Source organism: Polynucleobacter sp. UB-Siik-W21 (assembly GCF_018687415.1).
In the GTDB taxonomy this organism is placed as follows: domain Bacteria; phylum Pseudomonadota; class Gammaproteobacteria; order Burkholderiales; family Burkholderiaceae; genus Polynucleobacter.
The window spans coordinates 405,114-430,048 of the sequence record NZ_CP061289.1 but is presented as its reverse complement, the minus strand read 5'-3'; the positions used below and the strand labels follow the sequence as shown (position 1 = coordinate 430,048).

General features: G+C 46.9%; 27 protein-coding genes, 2 tRNA genes and 1 pseudogene. 7 read left to right on the top strand and 23 right to left on the bottom strand.

Annotated features, from left to right (window positions below; translation table 11 throughout):
* Positions 1-13 precede the first annotated feature (13 nt).
* The 4 genes and pseudogenes from C2756_RS02300 (at position 14) to C2756_RS02285 (ending at position 3,257) form a co-directional block, all read left to right on the top strand.
* The gene (locus C2756_RS02300) at positions 14-481 is read left to right on the top strand and encodes a peroxiredoxin (protein ID WP_215319756.1); all 468 of its coding nucleotides are present in this window, start codon (positions 14-16) and stop codon (positions 479-481) included.
* 235 nt (positions 482-716) lie between these two features.
* On the top strand, positions 717-2,363 hold the full coding sequence (locus tag C2756_RS02295) for a PhoH family protein (protein ID WP_215319755.1): 1,647 nt from the start codon (positions 717-719) through the stop codon (positions 2,361-2,363).
* 106 nt (positions 2,364-2,469) lie between these two features.
* Positions 2,470-2,871: pseudogene (locus C2756_RS02290) on the top strand (C40 family peptidase); the annotation flags it as partial.
* 119 nt (positions 2,872-2,990) lie between these two features.
* On the top strand, positions 2,991-3,257 hold the full coding sequence (locus C2756_RS02285; RefSeq protein WP_215296440.1) for a hypothetical protein: 267 nt from the start codon (positions 2,991-2,993) through the stop codon (positions 3,255-3,257).
* Between the two features lie 81 nt (positions 3,258-3,338).
* Here C2756_RS02285 and dnaB read toward each other — a convergent pair whose 3' ends face one another.
* The 6 genes from dnaB to C2756_RS02255 all read right to left on the bottom strand — a co-directional run bounded on the left by dnaB (position 3,339) and on the right by C2756_RS02255 (position 7,476).
* Positions 3,339-4,778 (bottom strand): replicative DNA helicase, encoded by a 1,440-nt coding sequence (dnaB, locus tag C2756_RS02280; RefSeq protein ID WP_370625657.1) that lies wholly within the window; start codon positions 4,776-4,778, stop codon positions 3,339-3,341.
* A gap of 37 nt (positions 4,779-4,815) precedes the next feature.
* Complete coding sequence (rplI, locus tag C2756_RS02275) at positions 4,816-5,268, bottom strand: 50S ribosomal protein L9 (RefSeq protein WP_215296439.1); 453 nt, start codon at positions 5,266-5,268, stop codon at positions 4,816-4,818.
* Positions 5,269-5,281: 13 nt separating this feature from the next.
* On the bottom strand, positions 5,282-5,554 hold the full coding sequence (gene rpsR / locus C2756_RS02270) for a 30S ribosomal protein S18 (protein ID WP_215296438.1): 273 nt from the start codon (positions 5,552-5,554) through the stop codon (positions 5,282-5,284).
* Positions 5,555-5,567: 13 nt separating this feature from the next.
* Entirely contained in the window at positions 5,568-5,861 is a 294-nt protein-coding gene (gene priB, locus C2756_RS02265) for a primosomal replication protein N (protein WP_215319753.1), read from the bottom strand.
* 59 nt (positions 5,862-5,920) lie between these two features.
* Positions 5,921-6,295 carry a 30S ribosomal protein S6 gene (gene rpsF / locus C2756_RS02260; RefSeq protein WP_215319752.1) on the bottom strand — a complete coding sequence of 125 codons (375 nt, stop codon included), beginning with the start codon at positions 6,293-6,295 and terminating at the stop codon, positions 5,921-5,923.
* A gap of 122 nt (positions 6,296-6,417) precedes the next feature.
* Positions 6,418-7,476, bottom strand: coding sequence for an asparaginase (locus C2756_RS02255; protein WP_215319751.1), 1,059 nt, complete (start codon positions 7,474-7,476; stop codon positions 6,418-6,420).
* A gap of 58 nt (positions 7,477-7,534) precedes the next feature.
* Here C2756_RS02255 and lexA point away from each other — a divergent pair, with 58 nt between their 5' ends.
* Positions 7,535-8,254: a transcriptional repressor LexA gene (gene lexA, locus C2756_RS02250; RefSeq protein WP_215319750.1), complete on the top strand. Its 720-nt coding sequence runs from the start codon at positions 7,535-7,537 to the stop codon at positions 8,252-8,254.
* 81 nt (positions 8,255-8,335) lie between these two features.
* On the opposite strand, the gene C2756_RS02245 is transcribed toward lexA, so the two are convergent.
* From C2756_RS02245 to uvrC, 5 genes are all read right to left on the bottom strand, one after another.
* Positions 8,336-8,797 (bottom strand): hypothetical protein, encoded by a 462-nt coding sequence (locus tag C2756_RS02245; RefSeq protein ID WP_215296433.1) that lies wholly within the window; start codon positions 8,795-8,797, stop codon positions 8,336-8,338.
* Between the two features lie 85 nt (positions 8,798-8,882).
* A tRNA-Cys gene (locus C2756_RS02240) sits at positions 8,883-8,956 on the bottom strand.
* Positions 8,957-9,005: 49 nt separating this feature from the next.
* A tRNA-Gly gene (locus C2756_RS02235) sits at positions 9,006-9,081 on the bottom strand.
* Positions 9,082-9,197: 116 nt separating this feature from the next.
* The gene (gene pgsA, locus C2756_RS02230) at positions 9,198-9,773 is read right to left on the bottom strand and encodes a CDP-diacylglycerol--glycerol-3-phosphate 3-phosphatidyltransferase (protein ID WP_215296432.1); all 576 of its coding nucleotides are present in this window, start codon (positions 9,771-9,773) and stop codon (positions 9,198-9,200) included.
* A gap of 34 nt (positions 9,774-9,807) precedes the next feature.
* Entirely contained in the window at positions 9,808-11,730 is a 1,923-nt protein-coding gene (gene uvrC, locus C2756_RS02225; protein ID WP_215319749.1) for an excinuclease ABC subunit UvrC, read from the bottom strand.
* Between uvrC and earP the strand changes: the two genes are divergently transcribed.
* Both earP and efp read left to right on the top strand, forming a co-directional pair.
* Positions 11,729-12,799, top strand: a complete 1,071-nt coding sequence (gene earP, locus C2756_RS02220; protein WP_215319748.1) for an elongation factor P maturation arginine rhamnosyltransferase EarP — start codon at positions 11,729-11,731, stop codon at positions 12,797-12,799. The genes uvrC and earP overlap by 2 nt on opposite strands.
* Positions 12,800-12,886: 87 nt before the next feature.
* On the top strand, positions 12,887-13,447 hold the full coding sequence (gene efp / locus C2756_RS02215; RefSeq protein ID WP_215319747.1) for an elongation factor P: 561 nt from the start codon (positions 12,887-12,889) through the stop codon (positions 13,445-13,447).
* A 71-nt stretch (positions 13,448-13,518) separates the two neighbouring features.
* Here efp and nagZ read toward each other — a convergent pair whose 3' ends face one another.
* The 12 genes from nagZ to fabG all read right to left on the bottom strand — a co-directional run bounded on the left by nagZ (position 13,519) and on the right by fabG (position 24,902).
* On the bottom strand, positions 13,519-14,595 hold the full coding sequence (gene nagZ, locus C2756_RS02210; RefSeq protein ID WP_215319746.1) for a beta-N-acetylhexosaminidase: 1,077 nt from the start codon (positions 14,593-14,595) through the stop codon (positions 13,519-13,521).
* 49 nt (positions 14,596-14,644) lie between these two features.
* Positions 14,645-15,037, bottom strand: a complete 393-nt coding sequence (acpS, locus tag C2756_RS02205; RefSeq protein ID WP_215296427.1) for a holo-ACP synthase — start codon at positions 15,035-15,037, stop codon at positions 14,645-14,647.
* 14 nt (positions 15,038-15,051) lie between these two features.
* The gene (gene pdxJ / locus C2756_RS02200) at positions 15,052-15,810 is read right to left on the bottom strand and encodes a pyridoxine 5'-phosphate synthase (RefSeq protein ID WP_215296426.1); all 759 of its coding nucleotides are present in this window, start codon (positions 15,808-15,810) and stop codon (positions 15,052-15,054) included.
* Between the two features lie 12 nt (positions 15,811-15,822).
* Entirely contained in the window at positions 15,823-16,557 is a 735-nt protein-coding gene (gene recO / locus C2756_RS02195; protein ID WP_215296425.1) for a DNA repair protein RecO, read from the bottom strand.
* Between the two features lie 6 nt (positions 16,558-16,563).
* Positions 16,564-17,457 carry a GTPase Era gene (gene era / locus C2756_RS02190; RefSeq protein WP_251372131.1) on the bottom strand — a complete coding sequence of 298 codons (894 nt, stop codon included), beginning with the start codon at positions 17,455-17,457 and terminating at the stop codon, positions 16,564-16,566.
* A 44-nt stretch (positions 17,458-17,501) separates the two neighbouring features.
* On the bottom strand, positions 17,502-18,293 hold the full coding sequence (rnc, locus tag C2756_RS02185; protein ID WP_215296423.1) for a ribonuclease III: 792 nt from the start codon (positions 18,291-18,293) through the stop codon (positions 17,502-17,504).
* Between the two features lie 6 nt (positions 18,294-18,299).
* Positions 18,300-19,106 (bottom strand): signal peptidase I, encoded by an 807-nt coding sequence (lepB, locus tag C2756_RS02180; protein WP_215319744.1) that lies wholly within the window; start codon positions 19,104-19,106, stop codon positions 18,300-18,302.
* The gene (gene lepA, locus C2756_RS02175; protein ID WP_215319743.1) at positions 19,106-20,911 is read right to left on the bottom strand and encodes a translation elongation factor 4; all 1,806 of its coding nucleotides are present in this window, start codon (positions 20,909-20,911) and stop codon (positions 19,106-19,108) included. Before lepA ends, lepB begins: the two co-directional genes overlap by 1 nt.
* 137 nt (positions 20,912-21,048) lie before the next feature.
* Positions 21,049-22,497 (bottom strand): DegQ family serine endoprotease, encoded by a 1,449-nt coding sequence (locus C2756_RS02170; protein ID WP_215319742.1) that lies wholly within the window; start codon positions 22,495-22,497, stop codon positions 21,049-21,051.
* Positions 22,498-22,547: 50 nt separating this feature from the next.
* Positions 22,548-23,795, bottom strand: coding sequence for a beta-ketoacyl-ACP synthase II (fabF, locus tag C2756_RS02165; protein ID WP_215319741.1), 1,248 nt, complete (start codon positions 23,793-23,795; stop codon positions 22,548-22,550).
* Between the two features lie 21 nt (positions 23,796-23,816).
* The gene (gene acpP / locus C2756_RS02160) at positions 23,817-24,056 is read right to left on the bottom strand and encodes an acyl carrier protein (RefSeq protein WP_028819177.1); all 240 of its coding nucleotides are present in this window, start codon (positions 24,054-24,056) and stop codon (positions 23,817-23,819) included.
* Between the two features lie 102 nt (positions 24,057-24,158).
* Entirely contained in the window at positions 24,159-24,902 is a 744-nt protein-coding gene (gene fabG, locus C2756_RS02155) for a 3-oxoacyl-ACP reductase FabG (RefSeq protein ID WP_215319740.1), read from the bottom strand.
* Between the last annotated feature and the right edge of the window lie 33 nt (positions 24,903-24,935).

Below are 24,935 nucleotides of genomic sequence, written 5' to 3'. Positions count from 1 at the left end.
ACAAAGGATCATCATGACAGTAGCTATCGGCCAAGCAATCCCAACATGCGCTATTCCGGCGACATCAAACCTCACTTTTTCTCCGGCATCCGCTAATGGAAAAAAATTGGTTCTCTACTTTTATCCAAAAGATATGACGCCAGGCTGCACTGCCGAGTCGGGTGAGTTTCGCGACAATATCGAAGCCTTTACTAAAGCAAATACCTTGGTGGTTGGCGTCTCTCGCGATAGCCTCAAGTCGCATGACAATTTCCGTAGCAAGTTACAACTGCCATTTGAACTAGTTGCCGATACCGAAGAAAAGCTCTGTCAACTCTTTGGAGTCATCAAGATGAAGAATATGTATGGCAAACAGGTCCGCGGAATTGAGCGCAGCACCTTCCTGTTTGACTCTACTGGGACGTTAGTAAAAGAGTGGCGCGGCCTAAAGGTTCCTGGTCATGTGACAGAGGTATTACAAGCGGCTCAAGCTACCAAATAATTTTTGCAACAATTTGTTCTCGGGTGCTTGCAAAGCCCAAAATTTGGGGTAAAGTAAAGTCATATGCACCGTAAACGACGGGAAAGTCTGACAATCCGTTTGAATCAGAAACCTGAGCATCTGAAGTCAGGTTCGGGGAGCAACCCCCTCCGTTTTTTTGAAGTCCTTGCAACTAGTTTCGTAATAAACCGTCAACGCACTCCGCTTGGCGGTTTTTTCTTTTAGGAGAGCCTGCATGCCATTGCCACCCATCCCAACTCAAATTGCTGATCAAGTGAAGCTCAGTCGGAAAGATACTCCCGACTTAAAGAAGCGCCCAGCTCCAGCAAAACCAGTGGTGGTAGAAGCCTCTGATTGGGTAAACGATGTCGAGGAAGATTTATCTGCAGCAGAAGTAGCTCTGGAAAAAATTAAAGCAGACCGCAGCCCCACCCGAAATGAAAATCATGTAGCAACTCCTGCAAAACCAAAACGTGTCATTCGTACAGGTCCCCCAAGTTTATTTGTACTCGATACCAACGTCTTGATGCATGATCCAAGTTCTTTATTCCGCTTCTCGGAGCATGACCTTTTCTTACCTATGACCACTCTGGAGGAATTGGACAATCATAAAAAAGGAATGACCGAAGTAGCCCGCAATGCACGTACTGTCAGCCGCTCTCTCGATCAGTTGGTTGCCGGTACTAGCGGCACCTTAGATGACGGTATCCCGCTCAACAAACTTGGCAACCAAGATGTTTCCGGACGCCTGTATTTCCAAACCAAACTTGCTACTCAAGCTTTGCCAGAGGGACTGCCCGAAGGTAAGGGTGACAACATGATTTTGGCTGTGGTTAGCGAACTTCAAAAAACGCGCAATGGTCAAGAAGTAGTCTTGGTATCCAAAGACATCAACATGCGCATTAAGGCGCGTGCTTTAGGCTTGCCCGCTGAAGATTATTTCAACGACCAGGTACTTGAAGATCGTGACTTAATGTACTCAGGCGTCATGTCATTGCCTGCAGACTTCTGGCCAAAGCATGGCAAAGATATGGAAAGCTGGTCTGATTCAAAATCAGGCACGATGTTCTATAGAGTTACTGGACCATCTGTGCCAAGCATGCTAGTCAATCAATTTGTTTATCAAGAAAATCCAGACGGCTCTACACCGTTCTATGCCCACGTACGAGAAATCAATGGCAGAACTGCTCTCTTGCAAACCCTCAGAGACTTTTCTCACCAGAAGAACAATGTATGGAGTGTTACTGCACGTAATCGTGAGCAAAACTTTGCGATGAACTTGCTAATGAACCCTGACGTAGATTTTGTAACCCTCCTAGGGCAAGCTGGTACTGGTAAAACCTTGTTAGCTTTAGCAGCAGGCCTTGAGCAAGTCCTAGATAGCAAACGTTATAACGAGATCATCATTACCCGCGCCACCGTTCCCGTTGGCGAAGATATCGGCTTCTTACCTGGTACCGAGGAAGAGAAAATGCAACCTTGGATGGGTGCCTTTGATGACAATCTAGAAGTGTTGCAACGTAACGATGATGCTGGTGAGTGGGGTCGTGCTGCTACTCAAGAGCTCATTCGCTCACGAATTAAAGTCAAGAGCATGAACTTCATGCGCGGTAGAACCTTTGTAAGTAAATTTGTAATCATCGATGAAGCGCAAAACTTAACACCAAAGCAAATGAAAACCCTCGTAACCCGTGCGGGCCCTGGAACGAAGATTGTTTGCTTAGGTAATATTGCGCAGATTGATACACCTTACTTGACGGAAGGTTCATCTGGTCTTACTTATGTCGTTGACCGTTTTAAAGGTTGGCGCCATGGCGGCCACGTGACACTGGCGCGCGGCGAGCGCTCACGTCTTGCGGATCATGCTGCCGACGCGCTCTAAGCAAACCCGGTCATGCCGCACTCTCATTGGGTGCGGCATTTTTATTTGTTCGATCCTGGCATTATCGGGATGCAGTACATTCGGCAGTAAAGCAGGCCCATCAAAAGTGGCGCAATTCAAACAAGACACTAGTGTCGGCACCGAGGATATCTCTATTGCAGCCGTAGGCTTAGTAGATGTTCCCTATCGTTATGGGGGCAATACGCCCAAGGGTGGCTTTGATTGCAGCGGCCTAATTGTTTATGTTTATAACAAAGCGGCGGATATTAAATTACCCCGCACCATCCAACAAATGAGTACTCAAGGCAGGAGTGTTGAGAACCAACCACCAGCACCAGGTGACTTAGTGTTTTTCAATACTACCGGTGAAAAATACTCGCACGCTGGCATCTATGTGGGGCAAGGAAGGTTTGTGCATGCGCCAAGCGCAGGTGGCACTGTAAGGCTTGACTACATTACCGCACCCTATTGGGCTGCTAAGTTTACTGAGGCTCGTCGGATAGCACCCTAAGCTCTCTATCCCTATAGGGTAAATAGCATTTACCCTATATTTCCCAATAGCTTAATTTTGATTAGAGTATTGATTTAAGAAAGTCATTCATTGAAGTATTCACAAAAGGGGTCACTATGAAGAAGATCGTCATCGCTTTAAGCATCGCATTGAGTTTTACACTTCCCACCTATGCTTTTGCCGATCAGGCAGCCTGTGAAGCAAAAGCTGTGAGCAAGGATGGTAAGCCTTTATATGGCGCCGCTAAAGATGCCTCCATTAAAAAATGTATGGGCGATGCAAAACCCAATGATTGTGAAGCAAAAGCGGTCAGCAAGGATGGTAAGCCACTATATGGCGCTGCTAAGGCTGCTTCCATTAAGAAATGTGAAGGCGGAAAGTAAGTGATTCGGTTGAGCGCACTACCTCAGTAAAAAAGCCTCGCAATGCGAGGCTTTTTGATGTGTTCATTCTTCATCGATATTTTAGAACGGCTCATAACCGCCAGAAGAGTAGCCGATAGATCCCATCGCTAAGTTATCGAACTTGGTATATGGGCCTTGCCAGCTCAATCTAACTGTACCAATGGGCCCGTTACGCTGCTTGCCGATAATAATCTCAGCCATACCTTTATCGGTCGTAGTATCAGGGTGATACACCTCATCGCGATAAATAAACATAATCAAGTCAGCATCTTGCTCGATCGCGCCTGACTCGCGCAGGTCAGACATGATTGGGCGCTTATTAGGACGTTGCTCCAAACCACGATTTAACTGTGAGAGCGCCACTACTGGGCACTGCAATTCTTTTGCAAGCGATTTAAGGGAGCGGGAGATTTCTGAGATCTCAGTTGCGCGGTTCTCTGAACCGGAGCCACTCATCAACTGCAAGTAGTCAATCACTACTAAACCAAGAGTGCCGCCAAAGTTTCTGGCAATTCGGCGCGCGCGCGTGCGCAACTCTAGACTTGATAAGGAGCCAGTCTCATCAATCAAAATTTGTGTATTACTTAACCGGGCAATTGCATCAGTCACGCGTGGCCACTCATCATCTTGCAGCTTACCGGTACGCATACGACCTTGATCAACGCGCCCTACTGAACCGAGGAGGCGTGATGCTAATTGTTCACCTGACATCTCCATCGAGAACACGACCACAGGCAAACCTTCTGCGAGAGCAACATTCTCGGCAATATTCAATGCAAAAGCCGTCTTACCCATCGAAGGCCTTCCGGCAACAATGACTAAGTCACCTTTTTGTAGACCACTGGTTTGCTTATCCAAATCAATAAAGCCTGTGGCAATACCAGTGATGTCGCTACCACCTTGGCGGTTGTATAGCTCGTCAATACGTGCCACAACCGAGCGTAAGAGTGGTTCGATCTCGAGGTAGTCTGCTTTGCGACTACCTTCTTCACCGATTTGCAAAATACGAGCCTCTGCCTCATCCAACAGCGTTCTCACTGGACGGCCCTCTGTAACAAAAGCAGAGTTCACAATACTGTCTGAAACCTCAATTAAGCGACGCAGAATGCTGCGGTCACGAACGATGTCGGCGTAGCCTTTAATGTTCGCCGCACTCGGTGTGTTCTGCGCTAATGAATTGAGGTAATCAACGCTAACCAAATCGCCACCCTGCTCAGACTTAATTGCATCATGAACAGTAATGACGTCGGCGGGATGGTTGTCGCTAACTAAACGTGCAATGACTTTATAAATCAATGCATGCTCAGGGCGATAGAAATCTTTATCGTTTAAGACTCCACCCAGGTTGTCCCAAGAGGAGTTATCGATCAGTAGACCGCCGAGCAATGATTGCTCGGCTTCTACAGAATGGGGTGGAACTTTTAAGGCCTGCACGACTGCATCCCCAGAACCCATCATGCCGGGATTCAGCGTCACGGAACGTGAACGGGATTCAGCCATGAGGCTAGCGAAGTTCCTAAAGCCTGAGTTTTAAAACTTAAGCTTGTTCGCCAACTACACGAATCGTGATGTCAGCCACTACGTCGGTATGTACAGCAACCGCAACAGGATGATCACCAACCATTTTCAATGGGCCAGTTGGCATACGAATTGAAGCCTTCTCAATCGTGAAGCCTTTCGCTTTCAATGCATCAGCGATGTCATGGTTAGTTACAGAACCAAACAAACGACCGTCAACGCCTGCTTTTTGACCGATTTCGAGAACCAAGTCTTTGAGCTTCACGCCAACTGCTTGGGCAGCAGCCAATTTCTCAGCAGCCAATTTTTCTAACTCGGCACGACGTATTGCAAAATCAGCGATTGCTGCTTCAGTTGCACGACGAGCTTTACGTTGCGGGATTAGGAAGTTACGAGCGAAACCGTCTTTAACGCGAACGACGTCACCGAGGTTGCCCAAGTTGGTTACTTTTTCTAAAAGAATAATTTGCATTGAGGGCTCCCAATTATTTTCTATGTTGATCGGAGAATGGCAGCAAAGCCAAGAAACGAGCACGCTTGATAGCAGTGTCTAACTGACGCTGATACTTTGCTTTTGTGCCTGTCAAACGAGCAGGAGTGATCTTGGCGTTTTCACCAATGAAGTCCTTCAATGTATCTACATCTTTGTAGTCGATTTGCTCAACGCCACCAACAGTGAAACGGCAATAACGCTTACGCTTGAACAATGGGTTCTGAGCTGGTTTCTTTTTGAAATCGGGTTTCTTTCCAAACGCCATGATGATTTCCTCTTTAATTTTTCAATTGAATATGGGTAATATGGAAAACAAGTCTTTGATTACGTAGAGTCTTCGGTGCTAAGAATCCTTCAAACACTGCCTCAACTCCTAAATCCATTCGCTCTAGATCCTTTTGTATGGGACCAATTGCTATGGCTTCAACGCTCATCTGAATTTTCCTTGCCACTCCTACCTCGTTCGCTTCGCCACGATGTTCTAGCTGGCAATGCATCACTGGTATTCCTGCAGGTGTAAATCGAATCGCGTCTTTAGAAACTAAGATTGCAGTGAGGGTGAAATGATTCAACGCCGCCCCGCTTCTCTAATACGTTTTCTAGTCTGTGTATTCCTCTTCAAATTTCTAACTTAGGCTACCGCTGTAGGAGCGTCGGCTTGAGCTGATTTGCGAGCTTCTTCACGTTGCACTTCTTTCATCATGATGGAAGGCTCTGTTTCAGCTTTCTTAGTCTTGATAATGAGGTGACGCAAAACAGCATCGTTAAATTTGAACGCATGCTCAAGTTCTTCCAGAGTTTTCTGGTCGCACTCAATGTTCATGCAAACGTAGTGGGCTTTAGCAAGCTTGTCGATCATGTAAGCCATCTGACGACGACCCCAGTCTTCCATACGATGAATTTTGCCGCCCGCAGCTGCTAATGTAGCTTTGTAACGATCGATCATCCCTGGCACTTGCTCGCTTTGGTCCGGATGGACGATAAAGACGATTTCATAATGACGCATCAAACACTCCTTTAGGATTAAGTCACCTGGGCGTCTGCCAATTTCTGATGGTTTTGAAATTAGCGCCAGTGTGACAAGGTAGTAACAAATTGTAAGTACTGCTCACAACACTTTTTAAGTCCTCACCTAAATCCAGGCAAGACCGCCATTCTAGCAAAAAAATCCTGCCAAGTCAGGGATTTAGGGTTTGCTTTGTGATCTTTTTCAGCATTTAAAGCCAGCTGCAGGGCAATCCTCGCTCTGGGAGCAGAAAGAACCCCTGCCAGTTCACAAGAAAGCTCATCTTTTGAGGCTACAGTTGCTCCAGCACCAGTTCGGGACGTTCTGACCAAAGCGATGCCCTGCATTTGAGCCTTTTTCAAAGGCTCAAGCCAAGTTTTATGAAAACCACCTAAACCAGTGCCAGCCAAAACCAAGCCCTGGACACCTGCGCCAACAAGCGCCTCAACTGTCTGCCCCCGCGCTCCAGCGTGACTAGTCAGAATATCTACCCATGGCCAAACCTCAGGAATGGGCAAATCCTCAACTGAGGCAGCCTGAATTGCCTTTACCCTAGAAAGCCAAGAGGGGTTTATCAAGCCTACAGGGCTGTTAGGCGAGTCCATCAGTGGCGCATTTAACGCCGAACTATGACGTTTAGCCAAATCCCGCGCCAAGCAAACTTTGCCAGCAAATACTGCAAATACCCCGCCAGGACAGTTTTCAGGTGCGGTTGATGTCCATTTCAAGGCATCCAAGAGGTTTGCTGGACCATCTGCTTGAGGTGCATTTGCAGGCAACATGGCGCCGACTAAGACCAGCCTTTTGCCTAATTTTTCAGCAAGCCTGCCACAGGTAGCATGTAAGAAAAACCCAGTTTCTTCAATGGTGTCGGTACCATGAGTAATCACTACACCTTTTACAGCAGGATTTTGAAGAGATTCTTTAACTGTATTGCCTATCAGGGTGAGTAAATCCTCACTAAGATCACGACTATCGATATTAGCAAGCTGTTGAGAGACTATTTTTACAGCATCTGGAATACTTTCCTGAATCTTTGCCAAGAGGGTCTCAATACCAACTTGGCCCGATTGATATGCAGTCGGATTGGCAGGATCAGAGGCTAAACCAGCAATGGTTCCACCCACCCCCAAAACCAAAATATGGGGGATATTTTCAGGATTGCCATGGATCGAGTTCATATCCCATTATCTCCCTAAATTACTTGAATTATCAAAAAGTGCTGTATACAATCCCAGTATGGACATAAATACAGTCGATTATCTAGAGGAGCTGACTGCCCTCCCCAAGCTCACTGCACGCCAGAGTGAGATATTGGAACTGATCACCAAAGCAATTGATGAGAGTGGTTTGCCGCCGACTCGAGCAGAGATTGCCACGCAATTAGGATTTGCATCTGCAAATGCTGCTGAAGAGCATCTTCGCGCACTCGCAAAAAAAGGCTATATTGAACTAACGCCAGGAACATCGCGCGGTATTCGTATCCCCCAACGCTTTCATCAAGCACAACACTCAAACAAATATCGTCAATTGTCATTACCATCTGGCGCATTACAGCAACTCACGCTTCCACTCATTGGTCGCGTTGCTGCAGGTTCACCGATCATGGCAGTTGAGCACATTGAGAAACAAGTCCCAATTGATCCAAGTTTATTTAGCAAAGGCGCTGATTACTTATTAAAAGTAAAAGGGATGAGCATGCGCGATGCGGGCATTTTGGATGGCGACTATTTAGCTGTCAGAAAAACTACCGAAGTACGTAACGGCGATATCGTTATTGCACGTCTTGATGATGAAGTCACCGTCAAGCGCTGGCAACAAAAGAAAACAGCTAACGGCATGGTGATTGAGTTGCAAGCAGAAAATCCAGACTTCAAAAATATTGTGGTCGATAGTCGTCAACCGAACTTTGCAATTGAAGGTCAAGCGGTAGGCCTCATCAGGGCTGAAGGCTTGTAAGCCAATTCCTCCATAAGAAAAGGCCTCCACTGGAGGCCTTTTTATTTCCTGCAGATTTCTTACTAACTGCTTACTGCTTGTCTACCGCTTACTTGGCGCCACGACATTGGCGTTCTTTGGAGATGAAGTAATCGTAATCAAGGTTTTTGGTCCAGTCAAAGGGCCTTCATTTAATTCGACGGTAGCAGTGCGATCACCTTTAGTAAAGACCAAAATGCTGGTTTTAGACTTTACTGCACTGACTGTTGTCCAACCGGCTCGAGGGTATTCTGACTGGAAGAAGGCATAAATATCAGTTGGGGTTTGCACGCCGGACAGAATAACACGACCTACCCAGTTATCACCACGCCCAATAATCAACGACTCTCCGCCAATAATTTTTGATGCGGCAGGCAAAGGCATATCGCCCAAGAGCTGAGTCTGAACTTCTTGCACTTCCTGTTGCGTTCCAGTTGGTGAGTCGCCAGAGCTAGCGCAAGCAGCCAGCAATGCTGTCATGAACAATGTGAGAGCGCTCAATTTAAGAGTGTGAATTTTGATCATTTTTCGCTTTAAAAAAGTGATGTGACTTTCTGGAACAGACTGAAAGTATTTTAGGTGCTCCACCTATTTCGTCAAGCGAAATTACTGGAGGCGCGTGAGGGAATCGAACCCCCGTACGAAGCTTTGCAGGCTCCTGCCTAACCACTCGGCCAACGCGCCATATGCCTGAATCAAAAATGGGAAGCTTTTGAGGGCTTCCCATCGAACTTGGAGCGGGAAAGGAGGTTCGAACTCCCGACCTATACCTTGGCAAGGTATCGCTCTACCAGCTGAGCTATTCCCGCATAACAGGGCGATAGTTTAACAAACAATCAAAAAGAAAGCATTATTCCAAGTGATCCAGCAGAGTCTCAGAATTGATCCTACCCGCAAAGCTATACCAGGTGGTGTCTCGATGGAATTAGTCGATTTTTCCTGCAAGTTGCGGCAGGGCTTTTTTCAAGTAATAAAACATCGACCAAAGCGTCAAGAATGCCGCAACCCAAATGAGCCAGGTTCCGACTCTGGCGCAATCTAACCACCCAAACAAAGTGTCATTGAGCAGCAAAAAAGGAATTGCCACCAATTGAGCTGTTGTTTTTAATTTACCAACCATATGCACCGCAACGCTCTTGCCAGCACCCAGCAAAGCCATCCATTCTCGCAAAGCAGAGATCGTGATTTCTCGACCAATGATCACTAAGGCAACCCATACCTGAACACGATCCATATTCAAAAGAACAAGTAATGCCGCCGCAACAATTAATTTATCGGCAACTGGATCCAAGAACTGACCAAAGGCAGATTCTTGTTTTAAACGGCGCGCAAGAAATCCATCCAACCAATCGGTAATTGCAGCTGAGATAAAGATAATGGCTGCAATCAAGTTCTTCTCAAATGGCGTAAACCAATCACTCGGAAGATAGAAAATTGCCACCAGCAATGGAATTGCTGCAACACGCAACCAGGTAAGGGCAATAGGGAGATTGAACGGCATTAGATAAGCATAAACTAAATATGGCGGGCAACCGCTAGTGTAATTGGCGGTAAATTTGCTCTGCCAAGGTGAGTGACACCCCTTCTACGCTAGCAATTTCTTCTATGCTGGCATTGGCCACGCCCTTGAGACCGCCAAAACGAGCCAACAGCTTTTGGCGTCGCTTAGCACCAATACCTTCAATCTCCTCCAAACGAGAAACTGTTCTTGCCTTAGCTCGCTTAGCGCGCATGCCGGTAATGGCAAAACGATGCGCCTCATCTCGAATCTGTGCAACTAGCAAAAGTGCCGCACTATCAATACCGAGCTCTAAGGATTCGCGGTCATCTGCAAAAATCAGTGTTTCTAAGCCAACTTTGCGACCCTCTCCTTTGGCAACACCCACAATCAAGCCCACATCCATACCGAATTCTGAAAGCACCTGCCTTGCCATCTCTACTTGCCCTTTACCACCATCAATCAAAATGACCTGAGGCATTTTTTCTGGAGGAAGTTCTTGGAAGTTGGCATAACGCCTTTGCAAAACTTGACGCATCGCTGCATAGTCATCACCCGGTGTAATGTCATTAATATTGAAACGTCGATACTCGCCTGATTGCATGGCATTCTTCGCATACACCACGCACGAAGCTTGAGTTGCTTCACCTGAGGTATGGCTGATGTCAAAACATTCAATTCGCAAATGCTCTAGACCCTCGAGATCCAAACCTAAAATATCAACCAAAGCCCTTGCTCTAGCTAACTGTCCACCGGTTTCAACTAAGCGCTTCGTTAAAGCGATCTTGGCGTTACCTTCGGCCATCGCTAACCAATGACGACGTTGACCTTGGGGTTGATGTAAGAAGGTAATTTTTTTACCGGCTTGTGCATTGAATAAATCGTGCAGATCTTCGGGAGGTGCTTCATTAGATTGGCTGACATCGTCGCTTAAGGATTGCAGAGGGTGATTCAAGACCAAAACAGGTGGAATTAAATTGACTGTTGCGCTGGCCGCACTCTCGCTAGCGACATCCTCTAAATAATGCTGAGCAATAAAGGCTTCTAATATTTCTGCAGGGGGCGGAAGTTCTCCAAAAGCAGTGCGCAAACCTTTAGGGAAATAAGGTCTATCGCCCAGATGACGCCCACCACGCACCATGGCGAGATTCACACAAATCATACCTTCCATTTGTGTGACAGCAATGATGTCAACATCGCCCTCACCTTCGGCAACGGTATCCATTGCCTGTTGTTGCAGCACGCTAGAAAGATCTGCAATCCGATCACGTAGTACTGCAGCCATTTCGAATTCCATGGCGTCGCTATGCGTATGCATTTCTTTTTCAAGCTCCGCAAGTACCCGACTATGATCGCCCTCTAAAAATCGTGTTGCTTGCGCCACGTCTTGACCATATTGCTCGACACTAAGGCGACCCACACAGGGAGCACTACAGCGATGAATCTGATGCAAGAGGCAGGGGCGGCTACGATTCTTAAAAACGGAATCTTCACAAGTCCTCAAGCGAAAGACTTTCTGCAAAATTTGCACGCTATTACGCACTGCCCAGCTATTGGGAAAAGGGCCAAAGTAATGATTGCGTTTATCCACCTTGCCACGATAAGAAGCCAAGCGTGGGAATTGATGCCCCGTTAACATCACATATGGGTAGGACTTATCATCCCGAAACAAGATATTGAATGGCGGAGCCAACTCTTTGATGAGATTGTTCTCTAAAATGAGGGCTTCAGTTTCTGTCCGTGTTACTGTTGTTTCATAGCGCGCGATTTTCCCCACCATCAGCGCTATTCGCGGTGACAGCTGTTTGCTTTGAAAATAACTAGATACACGCTTCTTAAGATTGCGAGCTTTGCCGACATATAAGATGTTCCCCGCCTCATCAAAGAAGCGATATACCCCCGGCAATCCGGGTAGCCGTTTAACATCCTGCTGAAGGGTTTCAAAAAGCGAATTACTCATGCGTTGGGATATTTTCTGCCAAATCGTAGACAACTATGGTGATGCCGGTGTTTGCTGGCGTCTAGCCCGAAGCTTATCAAGCCTTCATGGCCAAGAGATACGCATTTTTTGCGATGACCTACCAACCCTCAATTTACTCGCTTCTGGCGTAGATCCTGTAATTAAGCAAAAAATAGATCTTCAACCTTGGGAAGCAAGCTTTAGTAATGCAAGGCATCCTGTACAAACTCCCGATGTCATCATCGAAGCCTTTGGCTGTGAATTACCTGAGCGTTACCTTACTGGTGTGTTTATTGCCCCCATCAAGCCCATCATCATCAATCTCGAATATCTCAGCGCTGAACCCTGGATTACGGACTTTCATGCAAAAGCATCGCCACAATCCCATGGCATACCTAAGTATTTTTTCTTCCCGGGATTTCAGGATGAAGTCGGCGGAATATTGGTTGACCCTGTGCCACCAGAAGGCACGTCTGTTGCCAACAAAATTCCGTATGACTTAAAGGGGGCGTGGTCTAAGCTGCGAAGTGATACAAAACGCATTAGCATCTTTTGCTACCCAGGAGCGCCTTTGCGCAAGTGGCTAGAAGATCTTGGCTCGCTAGGTGAGAATATCGATGTCTTACTAACGCATGGTCATGCTGAGTTCCTAAATCTTTATGGAGAGCAGCCCATTCAACTGCCTGCCAATCTACAATTAATCTCCATGCCTTTTGTATCGCAAGATGAATTTGACTGGGTACTATCGCAATGTGATTTCAATATCGTTCGTGGTGAGGATTCTTTCGTGCGCGCGCAATTAGCAGGCAAACCATTTATCTGGCACATATACCCGCAAGAGGATCGCGCCCATGAAGTCAAATTAGCCGCCTTTTTAGATCTCTACCTTGAAATGGCTAATCAAGAATTACGTCTTGCAACCATTGCAGCCATGACTTGGGCAATGCCGAGCGAATGGTTCCATATGCTCGATACTTGGAATACCCATTCTCAAGCATGGCGCACCCAATTACTCAAAAACCAAGGGGATGGAGGCTTAGCAGCCCGTCTATTAAGGTTCGTAGCCTAAGACCAAGCAATAAAGGCTTGCGGGCGGTTACAATCTTGTTTTTGATAAAAACCGCAGAATAATTACTCTGCACCCAGGAATAGCAAGATGAAAACAGCACAAGAACTCCGCGTTGGTAACGTCGTTATGATTGGCGCCGATGCCATGGTCGTTTTAAAGGCCGAATACAGCCGCTCTGGCCGCAACTCTTCAGTTGTAAAAATGAAATTTAAGAACTTGTTAACCGGTGCGCCAAATGAAGGCGTTTATAAAGCCGATGACAAATTCGATGTTGTTATCCTCGAGAAAAAAGATTGCACATATTCTTATTTTGCAGATCCAATGTATGTCTTCATGGATGGCGACTATAACCAGTATGAAGTTGAAGCTGAATTCATGGGTGATGCATTGAACTATCTTGAAGAAAGCATGCCCTGTGAAGTAGTTTTCTACGAAGGTAAAGCACTCTCAGTAGCAATGCCTAACTCGCTCGTTCGTGAAATCATTTACACAGAACCTGCAGTGAAAGGTGATACCAGCTCCGGCAAAGTATTGAAGAACGCAAAACTGGCTACTGGCTATGAATTGCAAGTTCCATTGTTCTGCAACACTGGGGATAAGATCGAGATCGATACTCGTACTGGTGAATACCGTAGCCGCGCTAACTAAGCAAAAACTGCGTAGCAAACGCTCAAACAAAAGCCCGGCATGCCGGGCTTTTTACTTAACTATTACTTGGCTTAATCAATCAATTTGAACTGCTTAAGCAAGCCCTTAGCATGTTGATACTCTGCTTCTTTTTGTAACACATCCCACGATAGGGCTAGCGAGTCTGGCATCAAGCGATTCAAACGGGTAGCGGACTCCGCTTGTTTTTGCTTTGAAACCTTTAGCTTGCTCAGTAACTGATCAGCTAAGTCCGGGCGTTTACAAATTAAGACGGCATCACAACCGGCGTCTAACGCCATTTCGGCTCCCTTCACCACTGATCCAGCAACGCTCGCCCCCTCCATCGAAAGGTCATCACTAAAGATTACCCCCTGAAATCCTAGTTCTTGCCGAAGAATAGAATGTAGCCAAATCTTTGAGAAGCCCGCAGGATTTTGATCTACCTGCGAATAAATCACATGGGCTGGCATCACCGCTGCCAAACTCAAGTCCAGCCACTCATAAGGCTTAGCATCATCGTTGAGAATTTCTTGAAGTGAGCGCTCGTCCACTGGAATAGCCACATGAGAGTCTGCCTCTGCCCAACCATGACCTGGGAAGTGTTTGCCACAGTTGGCCATGCCGCCAAGCCGTAAACCTTCATTCAAACTCTTAGCTAATGCAAACACGATTTGCGGATCACGACTGAATGAACGATCACCGATCACACCACTGCGTTCAAAATCCAAATCGAGGACAGGGGTAAAACTAAAGTCCACACCACACGCACGAAGCTCTGCAGCCAATACATATCCACAGGCAGTTGCGGCAGCCATGGCGAGCGCAGCAGAATCAGCGGCATGGTTTGATTTACTTTTCGCACCCCAAAGCTCGCCTAACTTACGCATTGCGGGAAGATGCGTAAAACCATCCGTCTTGCAACGCTGTACTCGTCCACCCTCATGGTCAATCGAGATCAAGACATCAGGGCGTAATTTCTTAATATCAGCAGTCAATTTAGTCAGTTGCTGACGATTAGCAAAGTTCCTACCAAACAAAATCACACCACCCGTCAGAGGATGCAAGATCCTGCGGCGATCTTCCGCATTTAAGACCTGGCCCACCACATCTAAGGTAATTGGGCCGGGGTTCATGGTGGCTTTACTCATGTATTCCTCTTAAGAATTTCTCAGTTTTATCTTTAATTCAATTCTTCAGTTATTTCTGAGTAACGATGACATGGGCAATTGCCATGTCTTGCTCATCACTCACAGTCACGTGAGCTTCCCAATTTTTCTCTTGCATAAATTGAGCCAAAGCCCCGAGATAACTAGTTACTGGCTTCCCACTAGCTTCATTTAAAGTTTGGAGAGAGCGCCAAGTCATTGGCATTCTCATTCCCAAACCAATTGCTTTTGAGAACGCCTCTTTAGCAGCAAAGCGGGTGGCCAAAAATGCAATGCCGCGTTTGTGATTTCTGGCAAGGCGATGTTTGAAGACCGCCATCTCATCTGGACCCAAAATCTTTTCTGCCAAGCGGCCATTAGTACGATCGTAAGCAGCTTGTAAGCGCCCAATCTGCAGAATGTCGGTACCAATGCCGATGATCATCAAATGCTTACTAGTCAGAGAGGTTTGATACGGTCTTGATGTCGACCTCTCACCATCAAGGCTTTCATATCCTCAATAGCATTTTGCCAACCTTTAAATAAAGCCTCAGCCACAATGGCATGGCCAATATTGAGTTCGGATAATTCTGCAATAGCGGCTATGGGCATCACATTACCTTCATGCAAGCCATGGCCAGCATTGACTCTGAGTCCAATGCTCTTGCCGAACTGCGCCGCCTTTCGAATGCGCTCTAATTCTACTGCTTGTTCAGAACCAGATAAATCTGCATAACGCCCTGTGTGCAACTCCACTACAGTAGCACCAACGTCTTTTGCTGCCTGTATTTGCTTTTCTTCAGGATCGATAAATAGAGAAACCCGAATACCAGCGTCTTGTAACTGCTTGGTAGCAGCCTTCACTGCATCAAATTTCCCTAATACATCTAAGCCACCTTCAGTAGTGACCTCCTCACGCTTCTCGGGCACCAAACAAACATCGTGTGGCTTTACCTTACAAGCAATATCGAGCATTTCAGGGGTCACTGCACACTCTAGGTTCATCCGAGTTTTAATAAGCGGGCGTATTGCTAATAAATCAGCATCTTTAATATGGCGGCGATCCTCTCGCAAATGCAAAGTGATTAAATCCGCGCCAGCCTCCTCGGCTAATTGCGCCGCCTTGAGGGGATCTGGATATACCGTGCCACGCGCATTGCGTAAGGTGGCAACGTGGTCAATATTGATGCCCAGTTCTAAGGCGTGCGGAGAAGTCATGTCAATAGATTACTAGATTTTCTTCAAATCAATCAAAATTTGACGGGTCGTCAAGACTTGATCTTGCAAGTGCAAGCCCAAAAGGAAACGCATGAGCTGCTTACTTTCAGAGAGCGTCTCTGGAGCAGAAAAGTCCCCAGCAGCAATTGCCAATAAAGATTGACCCTTCAATACTGGCCAGTGGCCTGGATCGTCACCTTGGGTAGGACGCACACCTCGCTCTGGCTGGTAAACATAGTGGGTTTGGGCATCAGGTATTTGATTGGTTTCAACGCAACGATCTAAGGCAGCCGCGTAGCCCGTCTCTTGAAGCAGCGATAACTCAAAAGGACGCAGAATTTCTTCTAAGCCCTTCGACTCAAACTCAAGATTCGATAGAGCATTGATGGTTTCAGCATAGCGATCGTAAAGCTTTTCGTATTCATCTTCACGAGCTAAAAACTTCACGAGTAGTTCATTGAGGTAAAAACCGCAGAGGAGTGCATCGCCAACTAAAGAAGGCATGCCCCCCACCCACTCAGACTTGGTAAGCGTGCGCAATTCAGACTTACCACTCCAAGAAACCAGTAATGGCTGAAAGCGTTGCAACACAGGACGTAATGTTGAATGAGGACGTTTAGCACCTTTAGCAATCAGTGCCATGCGGCCATGTTGCCGCGTGAATACATCCAGAATTAAGCTAGTCTCTTTATAGGGAATGCTGTGCAATACAAAAGCAGGCTCGTCAGCAACACGAATCGAGGCCATAGGAGCTTATTCCAGACCCTGTGCCCGCAATTCAGCGCGATCATCTGCCCAACCACGCTTCACTTTGACCCAAGTCTCCAAAAAGACTTTGCCATCAAAGAGCTTTTCCATATCAATGCGAGCATCGGTAGAAATCTTCTTCAGCCGCTCACCCTTTTGCCCAATGATCATGGCTTTATGGCTATCGCGATCTACCAAAATGGTGGCAGCAATCCGGCGCATCTTGCCATCCATCTTGAATTGATCAATTACTACGGTAGAGGTGTAAGGTAACTCTTCGCCAGTAAAACGGAAAACCTTTTCACGCAAAATTTCTGCCGCTAAGAAGCGCTCACTGCGATCAGTAATAGTGTCGCCATCGTATACAGCCTCAGCCTCAGGCAAATAACCCTCAAGCACATCCAACAGTCTTTCAATATCTCCCGGACTCTTTGCGCTCATGGGTACGATTTCTGCAAACTCACACTTTTGATCTTCGTGCCCACCTAATTCACACCAAGGTTTAGACATCTCTTTCATAAAGTTGAGCAAGGCTTGATCCCGCTCAGATGGAGTCTGAAAGCGACTATTGAACAAGTCCAATTTATTTAAGACCAGCAGCACTGGAAGATCATCTGGCAGCAGCTTTAATACTTTTTTATCATCCTCGCCAAAGTAACCAGCCTCTACTACAAAGCAAGCGACATTGACATCTTGTAAGGCGGTAGTAACAGTACGATTCAATGCTTTATTAAGGGTGTTCATTAAACGCGTCTGGAAACCAGGCGTATCAATAAAAATGAACTGTGCTTCCTCGCGATTCTGAATACCCAATATCCGATGACGGGTTGTCTGCGCCTTACGTGAAGTAATACTGATCTTTTGTCCAACTAATGCGTTGAGCAAGGTTGACTTACCCATATTGGGACGCCCAACAATGGCGATAGTGCCGCATCTAAACACGATTAGCCCTTCAGCTTAAGATTTAACTGCTCTTCAGTCGCTTCTTTCTTGGCTGCTTTTTTCTTAGCCGACCGAGTTTTCTTGGGCTTGCGAGATTCTTGTGGCAAGGCTTTTAAGACCCCCAGCAAAGCAGTCTTAGCAGCTGACTGCTCAGCAGCGCGGCGGGATGCGCCCTCACCTTTTACTGAGACCTTGAGGCTTGGTATGACACACTCCACCTCAAATTGCTGATTGTGTGCAGCGCCACTAGTGCCTGTCACGTTATAAGTTGGCAAAGGTAACTGGTAACTTTGCAAACACTCTTGCAACAGTGTTTTGTCATCTTTACCTAAAGTTTTGGGATCAACCTGCGTCAGAATAATTGAATAGAGTTTGCGCAAACACGCTTTTGCCGCTTCAAAACCGCCATCCAAAAAGATCGCGCCCGTCACTGCCTCTAAGGTATCTGCCAGAATGGATGGGCGGCGAAAGCCACCACTCTTGAGCTCACCCTCGCCCAAGCGAAGGTAATCTGATAGAGATAGTGTTTGGGCAATCTCATACAAAGCTTGCTGTTTGACTAAATTTGCACGCACACGTGAGAGGTCACCCTCATCTAAATCGGAATAACGCTCATACAGTAAATCAGCAACCACGCAATTCAGAATGGAGTCACCCAAAAACTCTAAGCGCTCATTATTTTTCTTGCTATGACTACGATGAGTCAAGGCTTGATTTAAGAGTTCGGGCTTTTTAAAGGTATACCCCAGACGCTCTTGAAGTGGTGCGGTTTCGATAACGGCGCGCGCGTTCATGATCGACTACTCAAAACCACCAATACGACCTAGATTACCTAGGTTAAGCCAGACAAAAAATGCCCTGCCAACAATGTTCTTATCAGGCACAAAACCCCAATAACGAGAGTCAGCACTGTTATCGCGGTTATCACCCATCGCAAAGTAATGCCCTGCAGGCACCTTGCAGGTCAGACCAGATGGTTGGTATTGGCAAAACTCTGCACCCGGAAAACGTTCTGCGGGGAATGACCCTACAGGACGATCAGGGTCATTCAAAATCTCATGACGATTGCCACCTAAATCTGCTGGGAAAGCTTCTGTATAACGTTTGGCGTAACGCATATTTTCGGGATCTAGATAGGCTTCGCCGCCGCTGTATTGCAAAGGCTGGCCATTAATTGTTAAGCGCTTATCTTCATAAGCAATCACATCACCCGGTAAGGCAACGACTCGCTTGATATAGTCCACTGACTCATCGCGAGGGTAACGGAACACCACCACATCCCCACGTTTAGGGGAGCCCAGCTCCACAACTTTTTGATTGATCACCGGCAAACGAATGCCATACGTAAATTTATTCACCAATATGAAATCGCCGATCTGCAATGTCGGAATCATGGAGCCAGAAGGGATCTTGAATGGCTCAACAATAAAAGAGCGCAATACAAATACTGCACAAATGACTGGGAAAAAGCCTGCGGTGTACTCGAGCCATAATGGCATGCGATCAATACCGGCTGCTTTTCTTTGTGGTGCAAAGTAGACCCTGTCAGCAATCCAAGCAATGCCAGAAACAATTACCAAAATGAAAAGAATCAGAGCGAAGTTCATTAATCCTCCACCTGCAAAATCGCCAAGAAAGCTTCTTGCGGAATCTCAACGTTACCCACTTGTTTCATGCGTTTCTTACCTTCTTTTTGCTTCTCTAATAACTTGCGCTTACGAGAAATGTCACCACCGTAGCACTTCGCCAACACATTCTTCCGTAAGGCCTTGACGTTTTCACGCGCAACGATATTGCTACCAATCGCCGCCTGAATGGCTACATCAAACATCTGCCGCGGAATAATGCCGCGCATCTTGGAGACCACTTCACGACCGCGGTGCTGACTATTACTTCTATGCACAATAACTGACAAAGCATCTACGCGATCACCGTTAATCAAGATATCCACTTTGACCACATCGGCTGGGCGATATTCTTTGAACTCATAATCCATCGAGGCATAGCCACGTGAGATTGATTTGAGACGATCAAAGAAGTCGAGCACAATCTCAGCCATCGGCAACTCATAAGTGAGCTGCACTTGACGACCTAAGTAGTTCATCCCCGTCTGAATCCCGCGCTTGCCAACGCATAGAGTGATCACTGAGCCTACATACTCCTGTGGCATATACAGATTGACAGTCACAATCGGTTCCATGATCGTATCGACCTTGCTGGTCTCGGGCATCTTAGATGGGTTATCTACCATCAAGATCGTGCCGTCAGATTGCTGCACCTGATACACCACGGTTGGCGCAGTCGTAATCAAGTTCATACCGTACTGGCGCTCCAAGCGCTCTTGGACGATTTCCATATGGAGCAAACCCAAGAATCCGCAGCGGAATCCAAAACCTAAAGCTTGTGAAACCTCTGGCTCATACAGAAGTGATGCATCGTTTAATTTCAGTTTCTCCAGTGACTCACGCAATTGATCGTACTCACTCGCCTCTACTGGATAGAGGCCAGCAAATACTTGTGACTTCACTTCCTTGAAACCAGGTAATGGCTCGGTAGCAGGTGTGCGACCTTGTTGGCCTACAGCATGGGTCACCGTATCACCTACTTTTGCAGCTTTAAGCTCTTTGATGCCAGCGATGATAAAGCCGACTTGACCAGCACTCAGCTCAGGGCGATCTACTGACTTTGGACTAAAGACGCCCACGTGTTCAACTAAATGGGTTGAGCCATTGGCCATTAAAGTAATTTTGTCTTTGGGTTTTAAGGTGCCATTAACTACACGCACCAACATCACCACACCAACATAATTATCAAACCAAGAGTCAATGATCAAGCATTGCAATGGTGCGCTCGCATCACCCTTGGGTGGCGGAACGCGACGAATCATTTCTTCAATGACTTCAGGCACACCCATCCCGGTCTTGGCAGAACAAGTTACCGCATCAGTTGCATCAATACCAATCACATCTTCAATTTCTTGAATAGCGCGTTCAGGGTCTGCCTGTGGCAAATCAATCTTATTGAGCACGGGTACCACTTCAACACCTAACTCAATTGCGGTGTAACAGTTTGCTACTGTTTGCGCCTCAACACCCTGACTTGCATCTACCACCAGCAAAGCACCTTCACAAGCCGATAAAGAGCGACTCACCTCGTATGAGAAGTCAACGTGACCTGGGGTATCAATGAGGTTGAGGTTATAAATCTTGCCGTCTTTGGCTTTGTAATTTAGAGCAGCCGTTTGGGCCTTGATCGTGATACCTCGCTCACGCTCAATGTCCATTGAATCGAGAACCTGGGCTTCCATTTCTCGATCAGAGAGACCGCCACAAATTTGGATAATACGATCAGCAAGCGTAGATTTGCCGTGATCGATATGGGCGATGATAGAAAAATTGCGGATTAAATCCATAGCGTCTTAAAAAGTCATTCAAGAAAACGCCTTGTCAGAACGCACCACAATGATGCGCTGCAAAAAGTCGTCTTAGGGGGATTGTAATGGGTGGCGCCCGTAAGACGCCGAACCCTATTTTTTAGCCTAAAAACGGCTTATTTTGGCTTTACCGGAAGCACCAAAGTGCTATCTGCACGGCGAATAAAGACTGGAACAGCCTTATTGGCATCCAGGGCTTTAACCAGGGCTTCAAACTGCTTAACCCCAGTAATATCAATATCAGCCACCCGAATAATGACGTCGCCTGGTCGAACCCCTGCCTTAGCTAGAGGGCCATCACCTAGACTAGTGACCTCTACCCCACCCTTCAGATTCAGATCCTTCTTTTTGGTATCCGATAAATCGATTACAGCCACCCCAAAGACATTTGTACTGTTGCTATCTGCAGTTGGCGCATCAGATTTCTTATTAACAGCTTTTGCAGACTCAGTGTCAGCCACTGTCACTGTTAATTCGCGCGCTGCACCCTTGCGCCAAACTTGTACTGGAACAGAGCTACCAGGTTTTGTATCACCCACGACTCGAGGCAAATCGGTTGATTTAGCAATCTCACGTCCATTGAAACTTAAAATCACGTCGCCAGCTTCAATGCCGCCAGCCGCTGCTGGGCCACTTGGCTCGACGTTGCGAACGTATGCACCTCGAGGTTTGCCTAAACCCAAACTCTCTGCAATGTCTTTTGTCATCTCACTTAAGGCGACACCAATACGACCGCGAGTCATTTTTCCGTTAGTTCGTAACTGATCTGCAACTCGCATTGCTTCATCAATAGGAATGGCGAAAGAGATGCCCATATAACCACCAGAGCGACTAAAGATCTGGGAGTTAATACCAATCACTTGACCGGCTGTGTTGAGTAATGGGCCGCCAGAGTTGCCGGGATTGACGGCAACGTCAGTTTGAATAAAGGGTAAGTAATCCCCCGTATCACGACTCTTGGCAGACACAATGCCTGCAGTTACTGTATTTTCCAAACCGAAAGGTGAGCCAATCGCAAGAACCCACTCGCCTACTCGCACCTTTGATGAATCACCCAAAGGCAGTCTTGGCAAATCACGCGCTTCAATTTTGACAACCGCTACATCGGTACGTTTATCCATACCCAATAATTTCGCCTTGAACTCACGCTTATCCGTTAAAGTGACATAAATCGTGGTGGCACCTTCAACCACGTGCGCATTTGTCAGAATCAAACCATTGGATTCAATAATGAAACCGGAACCAACGCCACGATCTGCTTCTTGCGGCTTTCCGAAGTTTGGCTGCGACTGCTTAGGACCGTTAGGAACTCCTGGCATCGGCACACCAAAAAAGCGGCGGAAGAATTCCGCTTGTTCTTCTGGCATTCCGGGGATCCCACCTTGAGCTTGCTGAACCATGACTTTCTCAGTCGTACGAATATTGACAACCGCTGGGCTGGCGCGCTCAACTAAGTCGGCGAAATCAGGGATCGCAACTCGAGGATTCTGGGCCATTGACGGTGTCATAAAAGACATCTGCCCCAGACTCAAAATAGCCAGGAGCGCAATAAAGTGCTTTTTCATAATGCTATAGACCTACTTGGTGAAAACCAACAGTGGAGATAAAGAGAATATTAGGTCAACTTGCCGAAAATCAAGGTGCCGTTAGTACCCCCAAAGCCAAAATTGTTTTTAACAGCATGATCAATCTTGACATCCCTAGCGGTATTGGCGCAGTAGTCCAAATCGCACTCAGGATCTTGATTAAAGATATTGATAGTGGGTGGGGATTTCTGGTTATGGAGGGCCAGGATGGTGAAAACTGACTCTAAGCCACCGGCACCGCCCAAAAGGTGACCAGTCATTGACTTGGTGGAATTGATCAGCGCCTTCTTAGCGTGATCGCCCAAAGCCGCTTTGATGGCTTCGGTTTCATTCTTGTCACCTAAAGGCGTAGAAGTACCATGAGCATTTAAGTACTGAATTTGGTCTGGATTTAAACCGGCATCACGTAAGGCATTAACCATGCAACGACGTGGACCATCCATATTGGGAGCGGTCATGTGATACGCATCACCGCTCATACCAAAACCAAGCAGTTCACAATAAATTTTTGCGCCACGAGCCTTGGCATGCTCATACTCTTCCAGCACAACTACGCCAGCACCTTCGCCAAGGACAAAACCATCGCGGTCTTTATCCCAAGGTCGTGATGCAGTTGCAGGATCATCATTACGAGTGGAGAGGGCTCTTGCAGATGCAAAACCACCAACACCTAAAGCAGAGATAGTGGATTCAGCGCCACCGGCAACCATGACATCCGCATCGCCATACTGAATCAAACGCGCAGCTAAGCCAATGCTGTGCAAGCCAGTTGTACAGGCAGTAACAGCAGCCACGTTTGGACCTTTCAGACCAAACAAAATGCTGAGGTGTCCAGAAATCATATTAATGATTGAGCCTGGCACAAAGAATGGTGAGATACGACGGGGGCCACGAGCTAAAAGCTCAGCGCCGGTCTCTTCAATCATTGGCAAGCCGCCAATACCAGAGCCCACCATCACGCCTACGCGCTCGGCATTTTGCTCGTTGATCTCTAGACCGCTGTCGCGAATCGCCTGCGTACCAGCGGCGATACCGTAATGGATAAAGGTATCCATATGGCGCGCCTCTTTGGCAGAGACGTATTCTTCGACATTGAAATCTTTCACCTCTCCAGCGAAATGAACGCTTAATGGAGTGTGGTCAAACTTAGTGATCGTGGCGATGCCTGATTTGCCGGCAAGCAAGTTAGACCAAGCTACATCAACTGAATTACCAACAGGTGAAATAAGACCAAGGCCGGTAACTACAACCCGGCGTCGGCCATTTGATGCTGACACAGTAATACCTAAGCTAGGGATTTAACCCTGAGCTTTTGATTTAGCGAAGTCGATCGCGAGCTGCACTGTGGTGATTTTTTCAGCTTCCTCATCAGGAATTTCGATACCGAATTCATCTTCCAAAGCCATAACCAGCTCAACAGTGTCAAGAGAGTCAGCGCCCAGGTCATTCACAAAAGAAGATTCATTCTTGATATCTCCTTCAGCGACGCCCAATTGCTCAGCGACGATTTTCTTAACGCGTTGTTCGATGTTATCCATTAAGTCCCCCAAGGGTTGTAAAAAAACGATGGAAGGATTTTATCAGCATGGCGGGCTTAATTAGCAAAACCACCCAAAAATGACCAAATCCTTGCTTTGCCGTTAGGCCAAATAGAGTCCGCCATTGACGTGTAGGGTATTCCCAGTAATGTATCCAGCTGCTGGGGAGGCCAAAAATGCCACTGCCTGGGCAACATCTTCTGGGCTACCCAAACGAGCCAAAGGAATGTTCACTTTTAGGGCATTTTGCTGATCTTCGCTCAAAGCGCGCGTCATATCGGTATCAATAAATCCCGGTGCCACACAGTTCACAGTGATATTACGACTGCCGATTTCACGAGCGAGGGCACGAGTCATGCCAGAAACACCGGATTTTGCTGCGGCGTAGTTCGCCTGTCCAGCATTACCCATGTGACCAACGATCGAGGTAATGTTGATAATGCGGCCACCACGAGCCTTCATCATGGGACGTAAAACAGCTTGAGATAAACGGAACACTGAGCTTAAGTTGGTATCAATCACATCAACCCACTCTTCAGACTTCATCCGCATTGCTAAGTTATCGCGAGTAATGCCAGCGTTGTTCACCAAAATATTGATGCCACCATACTCTTTCACAATGTGATCGATGATTTCTTCGCAAGCATTTGGTGCAGTTACATTCAATGCCAAACCAGCACCACCGGAAGGCTTTAAACGTTCATCAATTGCTTTAGCGCCGTCACTGGATGTCGCAGTTCCAATGACCTTGGCACCACACTTCATCAACTCATCAGCAATCGCCTGACCAATACCGCGCGAGGCGCCAGTCACCAGGGCAATTTGTCCGCTTAAGTCGAGATTCATATTTGTCTTTCGCTTGATTATTACTGAGTCGAT

Bases quoted from the DNA above. Each gene is read 5' to 3' on its own strand.
- lexA (WP_215319750.1), top strand. From the start codon at position 7,535: ATGGACATAAATACAGTCGATTATCTAGAGGAGCTGACTGCCCTCCCC.
- uvrC (WP_215319749.1), bottom strand. From the start codon at position 11,730: ATGAGTAATTCGCTTTTTGAAACCCTTCAGCAGGATGTTAAACGGCTA.
- acpP (WP_028819177.1), bottom strand. From the start codon at position 24,056: ATGGATAACATCGAACAACGCGTTAAGAAAATCGTCGCTGAGCAATTG.
- lepA (WP_215319743.1), bottom strand. From the start codon at position 20,911: ATGGATTTAATCCGCAATTTTTCTATCATCGCCCATATCGATCACGGC.
- pdxJ (WP_215296426.1), bottom strand. From the start codon at position 15,810: ATGACTTCTCCGCACGCCTTAGAACTGGGCATCAATATTGACCACGTT.
- pgsA (WP_215296432.1), bottom strand. From the start codon at position 9,773: ATGCCGTTCAATCTCCCTATTGCCCTTACCTGGTTGCGTGTTGCAGCA.
- rplI (WP_215296439.1), bottom strand. From the start codon at position 5,268: ATGCAAATTATTCTTTTAGAAAAAGTAACCAACTTGGGCAACCTCGGT.
- efp (WP_215319747.1), top strand. From the start codon at position 12,887: ATGAAAACAGCACAAGAACTCCGCGTTGGTAACGTCGTTATGATTGGC.
- rpsR (WP_215296438.1), bottom strand. From the start codon at position 5,554: ATGGCGTTTGGAAAGAAACCCGATTTCAAAAAGAAACCAGCTCAGAAC.
- rpsF (WP_215319752.1), bottom strand. From the start codon at position 6,295: ATGCGTCATTATGAAATCGTCTTTATCGTCCATCCGGACCAAAGCGAG.
- nagZ (WP_215319746.1), bottom strand. From the start codon at position 14,595: ATGAGTAAAGCCACCATGAACCCCGGCCCAATTACCTTAGATGTGGTG.
- rnc (WP_215296423.1), bottom strand. From the start codon at position 18,293: ATGAACGCGCGCGCCGTTATCGAAACCGCACCACTTCAAGAGCGTCTG.
- C2756_RS02170 (WP_215319742.1), bottom strand. From the start codon at position 22,497: ATGAAAAAGCACTTTATTGCGCTCCTGGCTATTTTGAGTCTGGGGCAG.
- earP (WP_215319748.1), top strand. From the start codon at position 11,729: ATGCGTTGGGATATTTTCTGCCAAATCGTAGACAACTATGGTGATGCC.
- dnaB (WP_370625657.1), bottom strand. From the start codon at position 4,778: ATGGCTGAATCCCGTTCACGTTCCGTGACGCTGAATCCCGGCATGATG.
- recO (WP_215296425.1), bottom strand. From the start codon at position 16,557: ATGGCCTCGATTCGTGTTGCTGACGAGCCTGCTTTTGTATTGCACAGC.
- acpS (WP_215296427.1), bottom strand. From the start codon at position 15,037: ATGATCATCGGCATTGGTACCGACATTCTGCAGATTGGGCGCTTACAA.
- C2756_RS02300 (WP_215319756.1), top strand. From the start codon at position 14: ATGACAGTAGCTATCGGCCAAGCAATCCCAACATGCGCTATTCCGGCG.
- C2756_RS02255 (WP_215319751.1), bottom strand. From the start codon at position 7,476: ATGAACTCGATCCATGGCAATCCTGAAAATATCCCCCATATTTTGGTT.
- era (WP_251372131.1), bottom strand. From the start codon at position 17,457: ATGGGTAAGTCAACCTTGCTCAACGCATTAGTTGGACAAAAGATCAGT.
- C2756_RS02245 (WP_215296433.1), bottom strand. From the start codon at position 8,797: ATGATCAAAATTCACACTCTTAAATTGAGCGCTCTCACATTGTTCATG.
- fabG (WP_215319740.1), bottom strand. From the start codon at position 24,902: ATGAATCTCGACTTAAGCGGACAAATTGCCCTGGTGACTGGCGCCTCG.
- lepB (WP_215319744.1), bottom strand. From the start codon at position 19,106: ATGAACTTCGCTCTGATTCTTTTCATTTTGGTAATTGTTTCTGGCATT.
- C2756_RS02285 (WP_215296440.1), top strand. From the start codon at position 2,991: ATGAAGAAGATCGTCATCGCTTTAAGCATCGCATTGAGTTTTACACTT.
- C2756_RS02295 (WP_215319755.1), top strand. From the start codon at position 717: ATGCCATTGCCACCCATCCCAACTCAAATTGCTGATCAAGTGAAGCTC.